The sequence below is a fragment of the Microbacterium shaanxiense genome (genome assembly GCF_054779995.1).
Genome location: NZ_BAAGXE010000004.1, coordinates 80142 through 99061, shown reverse-complemented (window position 1 = coordinate 99061; position 18920 = coordinate 80142). Strand labels below are relative to the sequence as shown.

The window sequence follows — 18920 nt, the reverse complement described above, 5'->3', positions numbered from 1 at the left end:
ACGGCAACCATGACAGCCTACGCCAGGACCCGGCCGATGTCGGCGCGCGGTGGTGGAAAGATGGAAGTGTGACTGCACCCGCCTCGAACGTCGTCCCCTTCGCTTCCCCGGCCGCCGCTGGTGGCCCCGAGTTCGTCGAGACGCCGGTGGCGTACGACGCCCTGGTCCTGGCCAGCTTCGGTGGGCCGGAGGGACAGGATGACGTGATCCCGTTCCTGCGCAACGTGACGCGAGGCCGTGGCATCCCCGACGAGCGTCTCGAAGAAGTGGCCCATCACTATCGGCACTTCGGCGGCGTGAGCCCGATCAACGACCAGAACCGCGCGCTCAAGGCGGCGCTCGAGGCCGAGCTCGCCGGCCGCGGCATCGACCTGCCCGTGTACTGGGGCAACCGGAACTGGGAGCCCTTCCTCGATGACGCGTTCACCGCTGCCACCGACGACGGTCACTCGACGCTCCTGGTGCTCGCCACCAGCGCGTACAGCTCGTACTCCAGCGACCGGCAGTACCGCGAGGACATCGCTCTGGCGATCACGGACGCCGGCCTCGAAGACCGCGTGACCGCCGACAAGGTGCGCCTCTTCTTCGATCACCCAGGATTCGTGAAGCCCTTCCAGGAGGGGGTGGATGCTGCGGTCGCCGGGTTCCTGGAGCAGGGGATCGCGGCATCCGACATCCACGTGCTGTTCTCGACTCACTCGATCCCCACTGCCGATGCGGAGCGGTCGGGGCCGAGAGACGTGGACTGGGGGGAGGGCGGCGCATACGTCGCACAGCACCGGGCGGTCGCCACGCACATCGTCGAGCAGCTCGGTGTCACCGTCACCGGTGGGACGAGCGTGCCCTGGCAACTCGTTTTCCAGTCGCGCTCCGGCCCCCCGTCACAGCCGTGGCTCGAGCCCGACATCAACGATGTGATCGCCGAGCTGCCCGCCGCGGGTGCGAAGGCGGTCGTCATCGTCCCGCTCGGATTCGTGAGCGACCACATGGAGGTCCTCTGGGATCTGGACACGGAGGCGATGGAGGCCGCCGGGGAAGCCGGTCTGCTCGCGGTGCGCACGCCGACCCCCGGCGTCCATCCCGCGTTCGTCGCCGGCCTGATCGATCTCGTGCTCGAGCGCATCGAGGGGACACCGGCATCCCAGCGCCCGCACCTGACCGATCTCGGCCCGTGGTACGACGTCGCGCGCCCCGGCGACTGCGAGAACGTACGGCTCGGGTTCAAGCCCGCTGCGGCGGGTCTCGTACCCTGACGCGGGCCCGCGCCTCGACGCTTCTAGGATGGTGAGCATGCGCATCCACATCGCCACCGACCACGCGGGGCTGGAGTTCTCGACCAAGCTGCAGGATCATCTGCGGACCGCGGGCCACGAGGTCATCGACCACGGCCCGCTCGAGTACGACGCGGTCGACGACTACCCGGCGTTCTGCATCCGTGCCGCGCAGGGCGTCGTCGCCGATCAGGTCGCGGGCGTCGAAGCCCTCGGCGTCGTGTTCGGCGGCTCGGGCAACGGCGAGCAGATCGCCGCGAACAAGGTGCAGGGCATCCGCGCGGCGCTGGTGTGGAACCTGTCCACAGCGGAACTGGCGCGCGAGCACAACGACGCGAACGTCATCTCGATCGGGGCACGCCAGCACACCTTCGAAGAGGTCACCTCGTTCATCGACCGCTTCATCTCCACGCCGTTCTCGAACGACGAACGCCACGTGCGCCGCATCGGACAGATCGCGGACTTCGAACGCGACGGCTCGTTGCTTCCCGACCCGCGCGAACTGCCCGACCCGCAGGCCTGAACATGCCCGAGGGTCACTCCGTCCACCGGATCGCTCGGCAGTTCGAGCGCAACTTCATCGGCAAGCGACTGCAGGCGTCCAGCCCTCAAGGCCGCTTCGCGGAGGGAGCGGCCGTGCTCGACGGCCGCGAGGCCATGAGCGTCAAGGCTGTCGGCAAGCAGATGTTCCTCGAGGCGGAGGGTGACGTCTGGCTGCGTGTGCACCTCGGCCTCTACGGTGCATGGGACTTCGCGGGCGAGATCCTCATCGATCCGACCATCGCCTCGGCGAACGGACGCATGGGCCAGACCAATCAGCGGGGCACCGATCTGGATGCGCCGATCCTCGACAGCGCCCCGATCCTCGACAGCGCCGGGGAGAACTCGCTGGCCTCGATCGGCGCCCCCCGGCGCGCGCGGGTGCACGTGCGGATGTCGGAGCAGACCAGGGGCCTTGCGGATGAGGGCACCGAGTGGCCCCCTCCCATCGTCGGCCAGGTGCGGCTGCGACTGATGACCGACATCACCGCGGCAGACCTGCGCGGTCCCACGGCGTGCCAATTGCAGACGCCGGACGAGATGCTCGCGAGCGTCGCCAAGCTCGGACCGGACCCCCTCGTCGGCGATCCAGTCGCCAACGAGGAGCGCTTCGTGCAGGCCGTTCGCAAGAAGCAGACCCCGATCGCCCTGCTGCTGATGGACCAGTCCGTCGTCAGCGGGATCGGCAACGTCTACCGTGCGGAGATGCTGTACCGCGCGAGGCTCGATCCGCACAGGCCGGGGCGCGACGTGCCGGAGGAGATCGTACGACAGCTGTGGCACGACTGGGTGCGTCTGCTCGCCATCGGCGTCGAGACCGGTCAGATGATGACCATGGACGACCTCTCCCCGGCGGACTACCGAGCCGCGATGGCCAGCCGCGACGACCGGCACTGGGTGTATCACCGTGCGGGCCTGCCATGCAGGGTGTGCGGAACCGAGATCGCCCTCGAAGAACTCGGCGCGCGGAAGCTCTACTGGTGTCCGAGGTGCCAGGTCTGACTAGTGTGGTCCCATCGATCGCACCGACGCAGACAGGAGCATCATGGACCTCACAGGCGTGCAGAGCGCGTTGGAGACATTCAGCGGCTGGATCTGGGGACCTTGGTTCCTCATACCTCTCCTGCTCGGCACCGGGCTGTATCTCACGATCCGCCTCGGTGGGCTGCAGTTCATCCGCCTGGGCTCCGCTCTGCGCCTCGGCCTGCTGACCCGTAAGGATCCGGGATCCGATGGCGACATCTCGCAGTTCCAGGCGCTGACGACGGCACTCGCTGCCACGGTCGGGACGGGGAACATCGTCGGCGTCGCGACGGCGATCGGCATCGGCGGGCCCGGCGCGCTGTTCTGGATGTGGGTGACCGGACTGCTCGGCATGGCGTCGAAGTACTCCGAGGCCTTCCTCGGTGTGCGCTTTAGGACGACCGATTCGGCGGGTGAGAAGAACGGCGGACCGCAGCAGTACCTGGAGCGCGGGATCAAGGGGCCGATCGGCAAGATCCTGGGTCTCTCCTTCGCGATCTTCGCCGTGATCGCGTGCTTCGGGATCGGCAACATGACCCAGGGCAACTCGATCGCGACGAACCTCGAGTCGAGCTTCAACGTCCCGACCTGGGTCACCGGCCTCGCGCTGACGGCGTTCGCACTGGTCGTGCTCGTCGGCGGCATCAAGTCCATCGGGCGGGTCACGGCGGGTCTCGTGCCCATCATGATCGTCTTCTACGTGCTCGGGGCGATCTACATCCTGATCGCCAACGTGGGCGCGCTTCCCGCCGCGTTCGCGCAGATCTTCACCGAGGCGTTCACCGGCACCAGCGCCGTGGGCGGATTCGCGGGATCGGCGATCATCATCGCCGTGCAGTTCGGCGTGGCCCGCGGCATCTTCTCGAACGAATCCGGCATGGGTTCCGCAGCGATCGCCGCAGCGGCTGCGAAGACGAGCCACCCGGTCCGCCAGGGGCTCGTGTCGATGACGCAGACGTTCATCGACACGATCATCGTCGTGACCTGCACCGGTCTCGTCATCATCGCGACCGGAACGTGGAATCAGATCGATCCGGACACGGGCGAGCAGATCAGCCCTGCCCTGATGACGGGCGAAGCCTTCTCGCACGGGTTGCCGGGCGATTGGGGTCACATCATCGTCACGTTGGGGCTCGTGATGTTCGCGGGCTCGACGATCCTCGGCTGGTCCTACTACGGCGAGCGAAACGTCGAGCGGTTGTTCGGGCGTCGCGCGGTCGTACCCTTCCGCATCCTCTTCTCGCTGGTCGTCTTCGTCGGCTGCACTGTGCAGCTCGGTGTCGTCTGGGCGTTCTCCGATGCCATGAACGGCTTGATGGCCTTCCCGAACCTGATCGGCCTGCTGGTGCTCTCCGGGTTGGTCGCCCGCGAGACGAGGCAGTACCTGAAGCACGACCCCAAGCTGCGCGCGAGCCGCGAGGAGATCGACGCGTTCATGGCGGGCACTCCCGGATGGGAGGAGTGGAAGACGGAGGGCGCCGTTGCCGCCGCGTCACCCGGCCGGAAGGACGGAATCCTCCCGCAGCCCTAGGCTGGGCGTATGCGTCAGAACCCCAGTTTCACTCTTGCCGACGTCGCCGAGATGCGCCGTGTCATCGAGCAGAATCCGTGGGCCACGATCGTCAGCGACGGCGACGAAGGACAGGTCGCCTCGCACTACGTCATGATGCTCGATGAGGACCACGACGACCTCACGATCGTGGGGCACGTCGGCCGACCCGACGACCTGATCCACGGCATGGGAGAGCGTGAGCTGCTGGTGGTCTTCCAGGGTCCGCACGGGTACGTGTCGCCGGGCTGGTACGGCGCCGAGACGCAGGCGGTTCCCACATGGAACTACATCGCGGTGCATCTGTCGGGGGTGCCGGAGATCCTCACCGACGACGAGAACCTGCGAGTGCTGGACCGGCTCGTCGAACGGTTCGAGGGCCGGATGCCCGATCCGCGGCTGATGTGGGAACGACCGAACGACGAAGCCTTCGTGCGCCGGCTCGCGGCCGGCACGGTCGGATTCCGTCTGACTCCGACTCGGGTGGTGGCCAAGCGCAAGCTCAGTCAGAACAAGGATGCCGCGACGGTCGAACGCGTGATCGCCGAGTTGCAGGGCGACGGCGTGTACGCGAATCCCGCATTGGCCGACGAGATGCGCAGAGCGCAGGACGCTCGGCCCGGCCGAACGGCATGAGCGGGGTCGGTACCCACGTCTCGGCGATCCTGAACGCGCGGGTCGCCGGACCAGGGCGCGAGTTCCTCGCCGACGAGGAGCCGGTCGACATCCACATCGATGGCGCACAGATCGTCGACATCGCTCCGGCCGGCGCCTTGCCGGTGAAAGGCGAGGTCCTCGATGCGGAGGGCGCGTGGGTCGTTCCTGGGCTCTGGGACAACCACGTTCATACAGTTCAGTGGGCGCTGGCGTCCGAGCGCGAGCGACTCTCGGCCGCTGCATCAGCTGTCGATGCCGCGTCGAGGATGTCGGGCGTCGCACCGCTGGCAGACGGGCGCCGGGTGGGTACGGGATTCCGCGACGCGTTCTGGAATGATGCTCCGTCACTCGACGTGCTCGATCGGGCGACCGGAGCGGTGCCGACGTATCTGATCAACGCCGACGTGCACAGCGTGTGGTTGAACTCGGCGGCGCTCCGGCGCGAGGGCTTCTCCAGTCCCGATGGCATGCTGCGCGAAGAGGACGCGTTCGAGATCTCGAAGCGGGTGAATGCCGTCGAGCCGGATCACAGCGATCGTGCGGTGCGAGTGGCCGCGGAGGCGGCAGCCGCAAGGGGAGTGACGGGGATCGTCGACTTCGACATGGCGTGGAACGCCGATGCCTGGGTCCGCCGCGCGGGCGCGGGCCCCGCGATGCAGCGCGTGGAGTTCGCCGTGTACCCGGCAGATCTCGAACGAGCCATCGCGGCGGGTTTCCGCACGGGTGAGACGTTGCCGGGTACCGGTGGGTTCGTCCGCATCGGAGCGCTCAAGATCATCACGGACGGATCGCTCGGCACACGCACCGCTGCGTGCTCGCACGCGTATCCGGGCGACGCTGCCGACTTCGGCGTGCTCAACATCGCACCCGACGAGCTGATCGGACTCCTGACGGATGCCGTGGGCTCCGGTCTCGGCGTCGCGATCCACGCGATCGGTGACCGCGCCGTGTCATCCGCACTCGATGCGGTGACCGTCACCGGTGCGTCCGGGACGATCGAGCATGCGCAGCTGGTGCGCCACGCGGATCTCGCCCGTCTCGCCCGGCTCGGCCTCACCGCCAGCGTGCAACCGCAGCACGCGGTCGACGATCGTGATCTCGTCGAGGGATATTGGGCTGCGCAGACGGCCGTGGGCTATCCCATGGCGTCCCTGCTGCGTGCGGGCGCGCAACTGAGACTGGGCTCTGACGCGCCGGTGGCGCCATTGGATCCGTGGCGGTCGATCGCCTCGGCCGTGCTCCGCACACAAGATGAACGTGAGCCGTGGCATCCGGAGGAGCGTCTCAGCATCGATGAAGCGCTCCTCGCGAGCGTCCGCTCGTCCGTCCGTCCGGGCGAACCAGCGGACCTGGTGGTGTGCGCCGCAGATCCTCGCACGGCGGACGGGACGATGTTGTGCACCATGCCGGTGCCGGCGACGCTGCTCGGCGGTCGCATCACGCATCAGGGCTGATCGGGGAGACGCCGCCACCGCTCCGCGGTGCGCGTGATCTCAGCGTGCGCACGATACCGTTGTAGCCGTGAACTCCACAGCGCAGACTCCGCCTCTCACTCGGTCCCAGCGTCGACGAGAGCGCTCACCGGAGCATGCCGCATCCTCGCGGTTCATCCCGCACGTGCAGGGTCTCAGGGCGATCGCCGTCCTCTTCGTCGTGCTGTACCACTTCTGGCCTGCGCGTCTCAGCGGCGGCTATGTCGGCGTGGACATCTTCTTCGTGATCTCAGGCTTCCTGATCACCTCCCACCTGGCTCGAGAGCTCACCTCGACGGGAACCGTCAAGCTCGGACAGTTCTGGGCACGTCGTGCGCGCCGTCTGCTGCCGGCCTCGCTTCTCGTGCTGTTGTTCTGCGCTGTCGTCGCGGCGATCCCGTTCCTCACACCGACATCCGCCCTCCCGGCGGAGGTCAAGGAGATCATCGCCTCCACGTTCTACGTGGAGAACTGGTACCTCGTCTTCAACTCCGCCGACTATCTGGCGCATTCCGGAGACCCGACGACGGTGCAGCACTACTGGTCGCTGTCGTTGGAGGAGCAGTTCTACGTGCTGTGGCCGCTCATCATGCTGCTCGCGGCATGGGTCGCGGTGAAGTGGTTCCGCGGGGACCGGCTGCGCGCCGCGGCGATCGCGATCGGAGTCGTCTCCGTCGCGTCGTTCGTGTTCTGCGTCGTGTACACGATCACCGACCCCGCACCCGCCTACTTCATCACGATGGGGCGGATGTGGCAGTTCGGGGTGGGGGCGATCATCGCCCTCGTGCCGCTGCTGCGGGTGAGCAACGCGGCGTTGAGCTTCATCCTCGGATGGGCCGGGATCATCGCGCTCGTGTACACCGCGTTCCGATTCGACGGGCAGACCCCGTTCCCCGGCTACTCGGCGCTGCTGCCCACGCTGGGGGCTGCGGCCATCATCATGGCTTCGAACACCGATCGCTGGTGGTACCCGACCCGGCTGCTGTCGATTCCCCCCATGCGATTCACCGGCGACATCTCCTACAGCCTGTACCTCTGGCACTGGCCGCTGATCATCATCGCGCCCTCGGTGCCGTTCTGGGGACTCACGATCTACCACCGTGTCGCGCTGCTCGTGATCTGCTTCGTGCTCGCCTGGCTCACCAAGCGATTCGTGGAAGACCCCGCGCGTTCATGGAAGCCGCTCACGTCGCGGCCTCCGAAGGTCACGCTCTGGTCGGCGCTCGCGGCGATGGTGGTGGTGGGCGCGGTCGCCGTCGGCGGGTGGGCGGTCAACGCTCCGGCGTATCAGCAGGGCGTGCAGGCGATCGAGGATGTGCGCGAGAACCCCCCGGCGTGCTTCGGCGCGGCGTCCGTGCTCGATGAGTCCTGCGCGGGCACCGAGCTCGACACGATCCTCCCGGCTCCCGGCTTCGCAGGCGTGGACAGGCCGACCGACGAGCAGTGCTTCATCCAGCTGAACGACTCCCGACCCGTGTCGTGTGAGTTCGGCGTCGACGATCCTGATGCGCCACAGGTCGCCTTGGTGGGCGACAGCCACGCGTACCAGCTGCTCCCGACGTTCCAGAGCATCGCAGACCGCGAAGGCTGGCATCTCACGACGTTCTTCAAGGGCGCGTGCCCCTGGAACGCGACACCGCTGGCCACCGGCGGCTCGTTCGGCGCCGCATGCTCCGACTGGCGCGCCGGCGTCGACGCCCAGCTCGCGGATCGAGACTTCGACGTGGTCTTCACCTCCGCGATCTCGAACACGCCGTACTCCTCCGCCGGATTCGACTCCGCTCACGACGCAGCGGTGGCCGGGTACCAGGAGGCGTGGTCGACCATGACGGAGCGCGGCATCCCCGTGGTCACGGTCGTCGACAACCCGGTGTTCGAGACCGACCCGAACAAGTGCCTGCGCACCCGGGATCAGGCCGAATGCCACGGACCGCGGTCGGATGTCCTGCTCGAGGACGACCCGCTCCGCGATGCCGCCGAGGGTGCCGAGAATGTCACACTGCTCGACTTCACCGATGTGTTCTGCGACGACGAGACCTGCAAGACGGTCATCGGCGGGGCGAACGTGTACCGGGATCAGGACCACCTGACGGTGACGTTCGTCGACACGCTGGCGCCGCAGTACACGAAGGCGCTCAAGGACGCGATGGCGGCGGCGGGCTGATCGCCGCATCCCGCGAAGGAACGAAGAAAGGCACCGGACGGATCCGGTGCCTTTCTTCGTGTGTCTTCCGATTACTCAGCGACGTGAGCGACGAGGAACCAGCGGTCCTTCTCGAGGCCGCGCATGATCTCGATCGCGACGTCCTGGCTCGTGAGGTCGATCTCATCGAGACCGTCGATGGCGGCCTTCGTGTCGACGAGGATCGCATCGATGTCCGCGACGATGTGGCGGATCAGGTCAGCCGACTGCGTGAAGCCTGCCGGAACGGCGGATGCGCCGGCCTTCGAGGCGACCGCGCTGAGTCGCGCGTCGATCGGGAGACCGAGAGCGACGATGCGCTCCGCTGCGGTGTCGGCGAATGCGCCCGCGTTCGCGACGACGGAGTCGAGCAGCTCGTGGACGCCGATGAAGTTGGCGCCACGGACATGCCAGTGAGCCTGCTTGCCGTTGATCGTCAGAGCCTGCAGCCCGAGGACGACGGGGGAGAGGAACTGCGCCGCGGCCGCGGCGACCGTCGGGTCACTGGCGGTGGTGGAGATGGTCTGTGCCTTGCTCATTTTTCTTCCTCCAGAACGGCGAATTCGAACCTTATGCAGATAACGCTACTCAGCCTGAAACATTCCGCAAGCAAGCTGAGGCTCGGCTCACTTCCGCGGAAACACGCGGAAGTGAGGATAGTCTCGCCTCATGAGCATCTCGTCGACAGCATCCGTCCTGGCCCTTCAGAACAAGATTCCGCGCATCGCGGATGACGCCTTCGTCGCCGACGGAGCGCGGCTCATCGGCGCGGTCACTCTCGAACCGGGTGCGAGCGTCTGGTACAACGCGGTGCTGCGAGCCGACTCGGACGGGATCACCGTCGGCGCCGGCAGCAACGTGCAGGACAACGTCTCGGTGCACGTCGACAGCGGCCATCCCGTGGTGATCGGGGAGAACGTCTCGATCGGTCACAACGCCGTCGTCCACGGCTGCACGATCGGCGACGGATCGCTGATCGGGATGGGCTCCGTGATCCTCAGCGGCGCGGTGATCGGAAAGGGCTGCCTGATAGCAGGCGGCGCCGTCATCCTCGGGGGCACCGAGATCCCCGACGGCTCGCTGGTCGCAGGGGTTCCTGCGAAGGTTCGCCGTGAGCTCAGCGCGGAGGAGCGTGCAGGCCTCATCGCGAACGCGGAGATCTATCACTCGCACCTGCAGACGCATCGCGAGGCCACGTCGCTCTGAGACCGAATGGCACCGCTAGGCTATTAACCCTGCGGGGCGGTGGCCAAGTTGGTTAAGGCAGCGGGCTCATAACCCGACGATTCGTGGGTTCAAGTCCCACCCGCCCTACTCGAGTTCCCATTGCGTCACTCAGTGTTCATACGGAGTTGCGCTGATGTAGTGCCTCGTCGCGAGGCGATGCGGATAATCTTTCGCTGCATTCAGCACCTGGTTCGACAGAACCGACTCCGAAGACTCTGATTGGACCTGCATATGAGCACGAACGACTCGCCGCCCTCCGGACCCTCCCGCCGCACCGTCATCAAGGGCGCGGCATGGTCAGTGCCCGTCGTGGCTGCGGCCGTTGCAACGCCGCTGGCAGCAGCATCCACGACTCCGCCGGAGGCCACCTTCTGGGCCACGGGCGCGACGGTCAGCGTCGTGAGCGGCAATGTCACGAACTTCACGGTCGAGGGCAGCGACGCGAACGGCGACCTCGCACTTCTTCCTGCAGGCAGCAGTGTGACGATCATTCCGGACGCCGGCGTGACCCTGGCGCTCGTGAGCGCCACGGGCATCGTCGCCACTGCGAACGCCGACGGCTCCATCACTGCGATCATCACCGGTGCCGATGTCACGAACGTGCGCATCCAGATCCGCCCGACCGGGCCGTCCGGCTCGGGCTACGCGATCACGACCAACGTCGACATCGAGCCCTTCACGGAGACGATCGGCGTCGTCCTCCGCTGAATCGACTCAGAACGATCGCGCACGGCTCTCGCCTGCCCTCCGGGCGGGCGAGAGCCGTTCGCCCGGTCAGGGAGTCTCGGTGCGGTAACCGATTCGATGTCCTGAAGCGGCGACGGTGATCACAACGGACGTGCGGTGATGGCCTCGTTGCCGAGGTCCTTGCGTGCCGTGCGCAGACACTTCGTGCACAGCAGCTCCACCGTGCGCGGATGGTTCTCGCCGCACGTGCAGTCGATCGTCACACGCCACTTGGCACGGCGACCGCAGGCCGCGTAGGCCTCGTCATCGCCGTGGTCGCATTCGCATTCCAGGGGGACGTCGGCGTCCCACCCGAGTGAAATGTCCTCGAACGCCTGGTCGACCGGATCGGCTGCCTTCGGCGCGGCCGGCGCGTCGGTATGAGTCTTCTGTCGCATCACATCACGTTCCCGATGTAGGAGTATTTCACGAACACCTCGGCGGCGATACCCGATTCCTCCAGAACGCCCTGAAGGGCGCTCATCATGTAATTCGAGTCCCAGCCCATGTAGAGGAAGTTCTCCTCATCCAGGGCGTCCCAATGACCCTTCCAGGCCATCTCGTCGTATATGGGGCCGCCATGCCGTCTGCTGTACGAGAGCGCCGCCGGCCGCGCGTCCGTCCACGCGCGCCGGAACACCCGGTTGAAGAGCGCGCGGACGTCCTTGACCTCCCAGTGCTCTCCCCGGTACTCGACGTAATCGAACTCACGGTCCCAGCCCGCCGGCCACCCGCGCCGCCGTACGGCGTCGAGCACGGGTGTCAAGGCGTCGTCATCGATCTCGGGGAGCGCGGGACGCGCCCAGATGCGCACCAGCCGCTCCGTGAGCCGCACCGTGCGCTGCGAGATGGCTGCGGTACCCCACGATTCGGTCTCGACGAGCGCGCGGGTCTCCGCGACCGCGCTGCGCGCGTATGCATCACGCCGTTTGTCGTCGTAGGAGGCGCCGAACACACGCTCCGTGAGGCCCTGCTCCAACAGCGTGAGGTTGCCCAGCGTCGGCGCGAGCGCGCGGTGGCTGTTGCGCTCGTCCTCCGAGTAGTCGATCCAGGGCCTCGTCCCGTCGCCCGACCAGGAGTCGCTGGGTACGAGCGGCACGATGTGCTCGACGTCGTAGTCCGCCGTGTCCTCCACCTCTTCGAGCCGCGCGAGCACGTAGGCGGCGTGGGGGAGTTCGGCGTACTTCAGCACGGCGCTGACGCGTTCGTCCGAAGGTGTGATCCGGGCGAACGCGCGCATCAGCGCGTCACGCCCCTCGGCGCGTGCGCGGCAGAGCCTGGCGATCAACCGCTCTGCGGGCAGGCCGACCAGGGCCCTGCGCAGGTAGAGGGCCTGGATCCATTCGAGCGTCTCGATCAGTTCCCGGCGGGGGATGAGGCCACGTGCGTGATCGCTGTAGGCGCTCATCGCGAGGGGGTACGCCGCACGGCCGAACGTGTTGATGTAGTCGAGCTGCCTGCGGATCTCGGCATCCTCTTCAGCCGACGGGTCCAGCAGCAGGCCGTAGATCTCGGCGTAGTGCCGCCAGATGTCGGCATCCGCCTGCAGACGTTCCACGTCCACGCGGGGGAAGGAGTGCCGGAACGCGCTGTACACGCCGTGCTCGCCGCCTGCCGCGACCTCGCGACCGGTGGTCATCACGAGGTAGTGACGCCAGAACGCGCCGATCGTCTCGCCCGTGTGACGCTCGATCGGCAGCCAGTAGCGCTCTTCGACGTCGAGCTGCTCGGCGTGGGTGAGCCCCATCAGGATGTAGTTGTGGATCAGTTCATGATCCCGCAGCGGTTCTCCGGTGGAATTCAGACTCTCGAAGATCTGCTGCGCGTTGGCGGAAGGCCCCAGCGTGATCGACACGTGCTCGAGCCTCTGCAGCCCGCGCCAGATGAGCGGCGCCTCGTCGGCGTGCACCTGGCTGCGGAAGAACGCGTAGTTGTCGTCGAAGCGCGACTCGCGATCGGCATCCTCCCGCTGGTCGAGAACCACGGATTCGTAGAGCTCGGCCCACGCGTGATGGGGGCGCAGCTTGGTGCGCGACCGGTCCTCCGCGCGCACGAGAACCCGCTCGAGCTCCGCCGCCATCGCAGGCTCGGAATCGCGGACCGTATGGTGAAGAGCGGCGACCAGCAGCATCAGGGTCGTGATGCGCTGCTGTCCGTCGATGAGGATCAGATCGATGTCGGAGGCGTCCTGCGCGGAGAGGATGGAACCGATGAAGTGACGGTTCGTCTCACCTTCGCGGGCGACGGCACGGATGTCGGAGAGCAGGCGTTCGCATCCGCCGATGTCCCAGCGGTATTGCCGCTGATACACCGGCACGACGATCGTCGTCCCCGGCGCGGAAAGCCACTCGATCGTGTTGACGGCGGTCGCTTCGACATTCGTGGCGGTTGCCATGTTGTTCGCTCTTGCTCCTCACGACGGCGCAATCCCGCGCTGCGCCGACAACGAGTCTAGCCGCCGACGAATCGCGGGCGCCGGGGCACGCTGGCGTCGAGGGAGGCGCTGTTAGGCTTGCCTTATCAGGGCCTGTTAAAACGTGCTGGCCCCCGATGAAAGGACATGACCTAGATCATGGGATACATCAAATCCGCGGCTCTCGAGGAAAAGGGCTTCGTCGTCCTCGACAGCTACAACCAGGACCTCGATCCCAAAGAGTGGCTGGACATCGAGTACAACGACTGGAAGTCGTCGGGTGACACCCGCTTCGCGCCGCTCGCGAGTGCGTTCGGCGACATCGAGTGCAACGGCTTCTGGAACCACAAGCCGCCGCGCACCGACAAGGACGGCGTGTGGATCGACTCGCAGGTCGCGAAGGCCCCCAACCTGACGCGTCGCGCGCAGGAGCCCGGCGCGAACGTCGGTCGCTGCCGTGTGATCGAGCTGCAGCCGACCCCGTACGGCGACTGCCTCTACAACCTCCACCAGGACGACAACAACCGCCTCAACCCCGATGGAACCGGATGGGTGGTCCGAGGCTTCTTCAACCTCACCGACGACAAGGACAGCTTCTTCGTCCTGCGCGAGAACCGCACGGATCCGGCCGGTGAGGTGCGCATCGCGCTTCCGGCCGGCGCGCAGCTGATCATCGACACGCAGCGTCTGTGGCACGCCGCGACGCACGTCGGGTCGGAGCCCCGTTACAACCTCATCACCTCGTGGACGTCGGGTCCTGAGCTGGATGCCTACATCGAGAAGTACCACGGCACCGACCAGGTCGAGAACTTCGAGGTCCCTCAGGACGTTCTCGAGGCAGGCTATGCCGAGCAGGCACGCAAGGATGCTGCGCGCGCCGCTTACTACGCAGCCAAGGGCCAGCAGGTCAAGCAGGCGATGAGCGAGGCGTAACCCGCACATCGCTGTTCGAAGACAGCCCCGGCCGGCAGGCCGGGGCTGTCTTCATAATCACACGCTTGTGATTTCCGCCTGTCTGGGCGATAATCGGCGTATAACCGCATATTCTCGCCACACTTCGTTGGCTCAGGTCGTTGGGGAAGACGCACCTGAAGAAACGGAGAGATCATGGCGACGGCTTACGCACGCGGAGTGGTGTACATCCACTCCGCGCCTCGCGCGCTTTGCCCGCACCTGGAATGGGCGGTCGGACGCGCTATCGGTCGTGCGGTGAACTTCGAGTGGGCTGAACAGCCTGTACTCGAAGGATCTCGTCGTGCCGAGTTCTACTGGGACGGCCCCGTCGGCACCGGCGCTGCGCTCGCGACCGCGATCCGCGGCTGGGAGCACCTGCGCTTCGAGGTGACCGAGGACCCGACGCCGCGCAGCGACGGAGGACGCTGGCTGCACACGCCCGATCTCGGCATCCACTACGCGCAGACGGACGCGGCAGGCAACATCGTCATCGGCGAGGACCGCATCCGCTACGCCATGGAGATCGCGGCAGGGAGTGCTCTCGAACTGCAGCGCGAGCTCGACGTCGCGCTCGGATCCGCCTGGGACGACGAGCTCGAGCCGTTCCGCCACGCCAGCGACGATGCGACGGTCGTCTGGCTTCACAAGGTCGGCTGAGGCCGACCCGCAGACCCGGGGCGCAGGAGGCGTCAGTAGCGGATGCCGGTGAATCATCCCGGACTCCGAGAACGCGAATCCCGCCCCGCACGACGAAGGCCTCGCTCCGACAGCGTCGGAGACGAGGCCTTCATCATGCGCCCGATTCAGCTCGGGTGCATCAGGCGGAAGCGTTCGCAGACGACCGGCATGTCCGCCTCGAAGCCACGAGGGTTCTCCGAATGCATGCGCCAGTACCGCTCGTGGACCTCGCGCCAATGCGCGAGCGTGCGGTCGCCCTCGCCCTCGGCGTGCGCATGCTCAGCGGTGACCTGGTCGAAGGGCACGGTGCGCACGTCGACCGTCTCGATGACCGCCCGCGGTTCACCGGCGCCGTCGAGGATGATGCTCAGCTCGCCGTGCTCGGGAACCGGATCTCCGCTGGCCTCGTAGTCCCACAGGGAGGAGGCGGTGCCCGTCTTCGTACCGGCCAGCACCAGCTCCAACAGCCCGTCGGCGTGCGCGGGCGTCGCCCCGAAAGCCCACGCGACGGGGAGCCGGGGCGGCAGCTCAGGGTGAGCCGTGCGCGCCTCGGCCCAGAACGCGGCCAGAGACGCGGGATCGATCATCAGTCCTCGTAGGACGCGAACGCGGCGACGGCGTTGTGCCCTCCGAAGCCGAACGAGTTGCTGATCGCGAGCTGCGGACCGTCGCCGAGGGGTTGCGCATCCCCGGACACGCGCAACGGGATCTCCGGGTCCTGCGTGGTGAGGTTGATGGTCGGGGGAGCGACGCGGTTCTGGATCGCGAGGATCGTGAAGATCGCCTCTAGTGCTCCGGTGCCGCCGAGCAGGTGACCGGTGGATGCCTTCGTCGCCGACACGGGGATGTCGTGCACGCGGTCGCCGATGACGCTCTTCAGCGCGGCGTACTCGTTGGGGTCGCCGACCGGGGTCGACGTCGCGTGGGCGTTGACGTGTGTGATCTCGTCGGGTGTGCGACCGGCGGTCTCGAGCGCCAGCGTGACCGCGCGCGCTGCGCCCTCGGGTGCGTTGGCGGTGATGTGGTACGCGTCTGCCGTGACGCCGCCGCCGACGAGCTCGGCGTAGATCTTGGCACCGCGCGCCTTGGCGTGCTCTTCCGTCTCGAGGATGAGGACGGCGGCTCCTTCACCCATCACGAAGCCGTCGCGGTCTTCCGAGTACGGGCGGGAGGCGGTGGCGGGGTCGTCGTTGCGACGCGACAGCGCCTGCATCGAAGCGAATGACGCGATCGTGATCGGATGGATGGCCGACTCCGTGCCACCGGCGATCACGACATCGGCCAGACCGGCCTGCAGGTGCTCGTAGGCGTTGACCAGCGACTCCGTGCTGGACGCGCAGGCGGAAGCGACGGTGCGCGCGAAGGCGCGTGCAGTGAAGTGGAGGGAGAGGTTGCCGGCTGCCGAGTTCGGCATCAGCATGGGGACCGTCATCGGCATGACGCGACGGGGGCCCTTCTCGCGAAGCGTGTCCCAGGCGTCCAGCAGCGTCCATACGCCGCCGATTCCGGTGGCGAAGTCGACGCCGAGCCGTTCGGGATCGACGTCGGGAGAGCCCGCGTCCTCCCAGGCCTCCATCGCCGCGATCAGCGCGAACTGCGACGAAGGGTCGAGGCGCTTGGCGACCGGACGTGCGAGCACCTCTTCCGGACGCACCATCGCCTCAGCGGCGAACGTGACGGGGAGCTGAAGTTCTTCGACCCACTCGTGCTCGAGGGTACGGCCCCCGGACTTGCCGGCCAGCAGATTGGTCCAGTTCTCCGGAGCCGTGCCGCCGATGGCGGAAGTGGCGCCGATACCGGTGACGACGATGCGCTTGGTCATTGGGTGTGGTTCCTGTCGAAGGGGACGAGAGCGGTCTCTGGAGAGGGAAGGCAGAGGATGCCACGCCCCGCAGGACGCGAGGGTGGCATCCCTCAGGTCTTACGCCTGGCCGGCGACGATGAAGTTGACGGCGTCTCCGACGGTCTTGAGGTTCTTGACCTCGTCGTCGGGGATGGTGACGCCGAACTTCTCCTCGGCGTTGACGACGATCGTCATCATCGAGATCGAGTCGATGTCGAGGTCGTCCGTGAAGGACTTCTCGAGCGCGACCTCTGAGCCGTCGATGCCGGTCTCGTCGGTGATCAGCTCTGAGAGGCCGGCGAGGACCTCATCGTTGGTGAAAGCCATGTGGTTTTCCTCTTTCTTGCGGGTTGTATTCGGAACCGATGAACAGTTTAGGAGGTCGCCGGGCGGGATCAGGGGAGGACGACGACCTGCGCGGCGAACACCAGACCGGCGCCGAAGCCGATCTGCAGGGCGAGCCCACCCGACAGTTCGGGGTGCTCGGCCATCAGCCGATGGCTCGCGAGAGGGATCGAGGCCGCCGAGGTGTTGCCGGTGGTCTCGATGTCGCGTGCGATGACTGTGGTCTCCGGAAGCTTCAGCTGCTTCGCGAACTCGTCGATGATGCGCATGTTGGCCTGGTGCGGGATGAAAGCGGCGATGTCCGCCGCTTCGACTCCTGCGACCTCGAGGGCCTCCCGCGCGACCTTGGCCATCTCCCACACAGCCCAGCGGAACACGGTCTGCCCCTCCTGACGGAGTGTCGGCCACGGCACCTCGCCGTCGCGGAACTGGGTGAGCGTGCCGTTCATGCCCACGGCATCCGCTTTCGAGCCGTCTGAGCCCCAGACAGCCGGTGCGATGCCCGGTGTCTCGCTGGGGCCGATCATTGCCGCACCAGCGCCGTCGCCGAGCAGGAACGAGATGCTGCGATCTGCGGGGTCGACGACATCCGAGAGCTTCTCGGCGCCGATCACGAGCGCGTAGTGCGCGGCGCCGGCGCGGATCAGCGCGTCGGCCTGTGCGATGGCGTACGCGTAGCCGGCGCACGCGGCGTTGACGTCGTATGCGGCAGCCGGGTTCGCGCCGACCCGGTCGGCGACGATCGCCGACACCGAGGGCGACTGCTTCGGATTGCTGATGGTCGCGACGATCACGAGGTCGACCTCGGATGCTGCGACACCTGACTTCTCGATCGCTTCCGCTGCCGCGATGGCGGCGAGGTCGATCGCGTCGGTCTCCTTGACGGCGCGCGCACGGGTGATGATGCCGGTGCGCTGGCGGATCCACTCGTCACTGGAGTCGATGGGACCGATGAGGTCCTCGTTCGGTACGGCGTTCTCTCCGCGTGCGGCGCCGAACGACAGGATCCGGGTGTACTGCGGGCCGGTGGCCTGCTTCAGGGTGGCGGTCATGCGGCTGCTCCGTTCAGCAGCTCAGCCGCTGCATCGAGGTCTTCTGGTGTCTTGACGGCCACGGTGGGCGTGCCGCGGAGGCCGCGCTTGGCGAGACCGGTGAGCGCCCCCGCCGGAGCGAGCTCGATGAGGCCGGTGATGCCGTTGTCGGCGAAGGAAGCCATGCAGAGGTCCCACCGCACCGGTGCAGAGACCTGGTTGACGATCAGGTCGAGCGCCGTTGCGCCCGACGTGACGATCGTGCCGTCGCTGTTGGTCCAGAGCGTGATCCGCGGATCGCTCGGGACGACCTCGCCGACAGCGTCGCGCAGCGTCTCGACGGCGGACGCCATGTACGAAGTGTGGAACGCACCGGCGACCTGCAGCGGGATGACCCTGGTGCCCTTCACCGGCTCGTCGGCGAGGCGCGCGAGCGCAGGGAGGGCTCCGGCGACGACGATCTGACCGCCGCCGTTGTAGTTGGCGGGGGAGAGTTCGAGTTCTGCGAGGCGATCGAGCACTGCCTGCTCGTCTCCGCCGATCACCGCGCTCATCCCCGTCGGTGTCTGTGCCGCGGCATCCGCCATCGCGCGTCCACGCACGCCGACCAGGCGCATGGCCTGCTCTGCAGAAATGACCGCGGAGCCCACCAGAGCCGCGAGCTCGCCGACCGAGTGACCGGCGACGCCGTCAGGAACTCGACCGGCGCGGTCGACCAGTGCCTTCGCTGCGATCAACGACGCCGCCACGATGAGCGGCTGCGCGATGCGCGTGTCACGGATCGTGTCGGCGTCCGACTCCGTGCCGTGGAGGATGAGATCGACTTCGGAAGCCTCGGAGTACGCCGCGAGGGTGTCGGCGACGCCGTCCAACTCGAGCCATGGGGTGAGGAAACCGGGGGTCTGTGAGCCCTGTCCAGGGCAGCAGGCGACAATCACCTACTCAGTCTGCCAACGTTCGCGCCAGAACGGTGGATGAACCCTCACAAGATTCCGAGATTCCCTTGTGT

19 protein-coding genes and 1 tRNA gene are annotated in these 18920 nt (G+C 67.1%); 12 read left to right on the top strand and 8 right to left on the bottom strand.

Going from position 1 to position 18920, the window contains the following annotated elements:
• Positions 1–68 precede the first annotated feature (68 nt).
• From ACYVG2_RS13930 to ACYVG2_RS13900, 7 genes are all read left to right on the top strand, one after another.
• Positions 69–1253, top strand: coding sequence for a ferrochelatase (locus tag ACYVG2_RS13930; protein WP_460781552.1), 1185 nt, complete (start codon positions 69–71; stop codon positions 1251–1253).
• Positions 1254–1290: 37 nt separating this feature from the next.
• Positions 1291–1794: a ribose-5-phosphate isomerase gene (locus ACYVG2_RS13925; protein ID WP_460781551.1), complete on the top strand. Its 504-nt coding sequence runs from the start codon at positions 1291–1293 to the stop codon at positions 1792–1794.
• A gap of 2 nt (positions 1795–1796) precedes the next feature.
• Positions 1797–2813, top strand: coding sequence for an Fpg/Nei family DNA glycosylase (locus tag ACYVG2_RS13920; protein WP_460781550.1), 1017 nt, complete (start codon positions 1797–1799; stop codon positions 2811–2813).
• A gap of 43 nt (positions 2814–2856) precedes the next feature.
• The gene (locus ACYVG2_RS13915; protein ID WP_460781549.1) at positions 2857–4365 is read left to right on the top strand and encodes an alanine/glycine:cation symporter family protein; all 1509 of its coding nucleotides are present in this window, start codon (positions 2857–2859) and stop codon (positions 4363–4365) included.
• Positions 4366–4374: 9 nt separating this feature from the next.
• Entirely contained in the window at positions 4375–5019 is a 645-nt protein-coding gene (locus ACYVG2_RS13910; RefSeq protein WP_460781548.1) for an FMN-binding negative transcriptional regulator, read from the top strand.
• A complete protein-coding gene (locus ACYVG2_RS13905; RefSeq protein WP_460781547.1) occupies positions 5016–6494 on the top strand; it encodes an amidohydrolase in 1479 nt (492 codons plus the stop codon). Before ACYVG2_RS13910 ends, ACYVG2_RS13905 begins: the two co-directional genes overlap by 4 nt.
• A 67-nt stretch (positions 6495–6561) precedes the next feature.
• On the top strand, positions 6562–8676 hold the full coding sequence (locus tag ACYVG2_RS13900; protein ID WP_460781546.1) for an acyltransferase family protein: 2115 nt from the start codon (positions 6562–6564) through the stop codon (positions 8674–8676).
• Positions 8677–8747: 71 nt separating this feature from the next.
• On the opposite strand, the gene ACYVG2_RS13895 is transcribed toward ACYVG2_RS13900, so the two are convergent.
• The gene (locus ACYVG2_RS13895; RefSeq protein ID WP_460781545.1) at positions 8748–9233 is read right to left on the bottom strand and encodes a Dps family protein; all 486 of its coding nucleotides are present in this window, start codon (positions 9231–9233) and stop codon (positions 8748–8750) included.
• A gap of 130 nt (positions 9234–9363) precedes the next feature.
• Here ACYVG2_RS13895 and ACYVG2_RS13890 point away from each other — a divergent pair, with 130 nt between their 5' ends.
• The 3 genes from ACYVG2_RS13890 to ACYVG2_RS13880 all read left to right on the top strand — a co-directional run bounded on the left by ACYVG2_RS13890 (position 9364) and on the right by ACYVG2_RS13880 (position 10629).
• Positions 9364–9900, top strand: coding sequence for a gamma carbonic anhydrase family protein (locus ACYVG2_RS13890; protein ID WP_460781544.1), 537 nt, complete (start codon positions 9364–9366; stop codon positions 9898–9900).
• A gap of 33 nt (positions 9901–9933) precedes the next feature.
• Positions 9934–10008, top strand: a tRNA-Ile gene (locus ACYVG2_RS13885).
• Between the two features lie 144 nt (positions 10009–10152).
• Entirely contained in the window at positions 10153–10629 is a 477-nt protein-coding gene (locus tag ACYVG2_RS13880) for a hypothetical protein (protein ID WP_460781543.1), read from the top strand.
• 119 nt (positions 10630–10748) lie between these two features.
• Here ACYVG2_RS13880 and ACYVG2_RS13875 read toward each other — a convergent pair whose 3' ends face one another.
• Positions 10749–11045 (bottom strand): hypothetical protein, encoded by a 297-nt coding sequence (locus ACYVG2_RS13875; protein ID WP_448965690.1) that lies wholly within the window; start codon positions 11043–11045, stop codon positions 10749–10751.
• Positions 11045–13042 (bottom strand): DUF262 domain-containing protein, encoded by a 1998-nt coding sequence (locus ACYVG2_RS13870; RefSeq protein WP_460781542.1) that lies wholly within the window; start codon positions 13040–13042, stop codon positions 11045–11047. The genes ACYVG2_RS13875 and ACYVG2_RS13870 overlap by 1 nt, the downstream gene beginning before the upstream one ends.
• A gap of 177 nt (positions 13043–13219) precedes the next feature.
• Between ACYVG2_RS13870 and ACYVG2_RS13865 the strand changes: the two genes are divergently transcribed.
• Positions 13220–13993 carry a hypothetical protein gene (locus ACYVG2_RS13865; RefSeq protein WP_448965688.1) on the top strand — a complete coding sequence of 258 codons (774 nt, stop codon included), beginning with the start codon at positions 13220–13222 and terminating at the stop codon, positions 13991–13993.
• Positions 13994–14167: 174 nt separating this feature from the next.
• Entirely contained in the window at positions 14168–14671 is a 504-nt protein-coding gene (locus ACYVG2_RS13860) for a DUF3145 domain-containing protein (RefSeq protein ID WP_448965687.1), read from the top strand.
• 146 nt (positions 14672–14817) lie between these two features.
• On the opposite strand, the gene ACYVG2_RS13855 is transcribed toward ACYVG2_RS13860, so the two are convergent.
• The 5 genes from ACYVG2_RS13855 to ACYVG2_RS13835 form a co-directional block, all read right to left on the bottom strand.
• Positions 14818–15279 (bottom strand): ASCH domain-containing protein, encoded by a 462-nt coding sequence (locus ACYVG2_RS13855; RefSeq protein WP_460781541.1) that lies wholly within the window; start codon positions 15277–15279, stop codon positions 14818–14820.
• A complete protein-coding gene (locus ACYVG2_RS13850; protein ID WP_460781540.1) occupies positions 15279–16514 on the bottom strand; it encodes a beta-ketoacyl-[acyl-carrier-protein] synthase family protein in 1236 nt (411 codons plus the stop codon). Before ACYVG2_RS13850 ends, ACYVG2_RS13855 begins: the two co-directional genes overlap by 1 nt.
• Positions 16515–16613: 99 nt before the next feature.
• Complete coding sequence (locus ACYVG2_RS13845; RefSeq protein ID WP_259062007.1) at positions 16614–16862, bottom strand: acyl carrier protein; 249 nt, start codon at positions 16860–16862, stop codon at positions 16614–16616.
• 68 nt (positions 16863–16930) lie between these two features.
• The gene (locus tag ACYVG2_RS13840; protein WP_460781539.1) at positions 16931–17932 is read right to left on the bottom strand and encodes a beta-ketoacyl-ACP synthase III; all 1002 of its coding nucleotides are present in this window, start codon (positions 17930–17932) and stop codon (positions 16931–16933) included.
• Positions 17929–18849 carry an ACP S-malonyltransferase gene (locus ACYVG2_RS13835; RefSeq protein ID WP_460781538.1) on the bottom strand — a complete coding sequence of 307 codons (921 nt, stop codon included), beginning with the start codon at positions 18847–18849 and terminating at the stop codon, positions 17929–17931. The genes ACYVG2_RS13840 and ACYVG2_RS13835 overlap by 4 nt, the downstream gene beginning before the upstream one ends.
• Between the last annotated feature and the right edge of the window lie 71 nt (positions 18850–18920).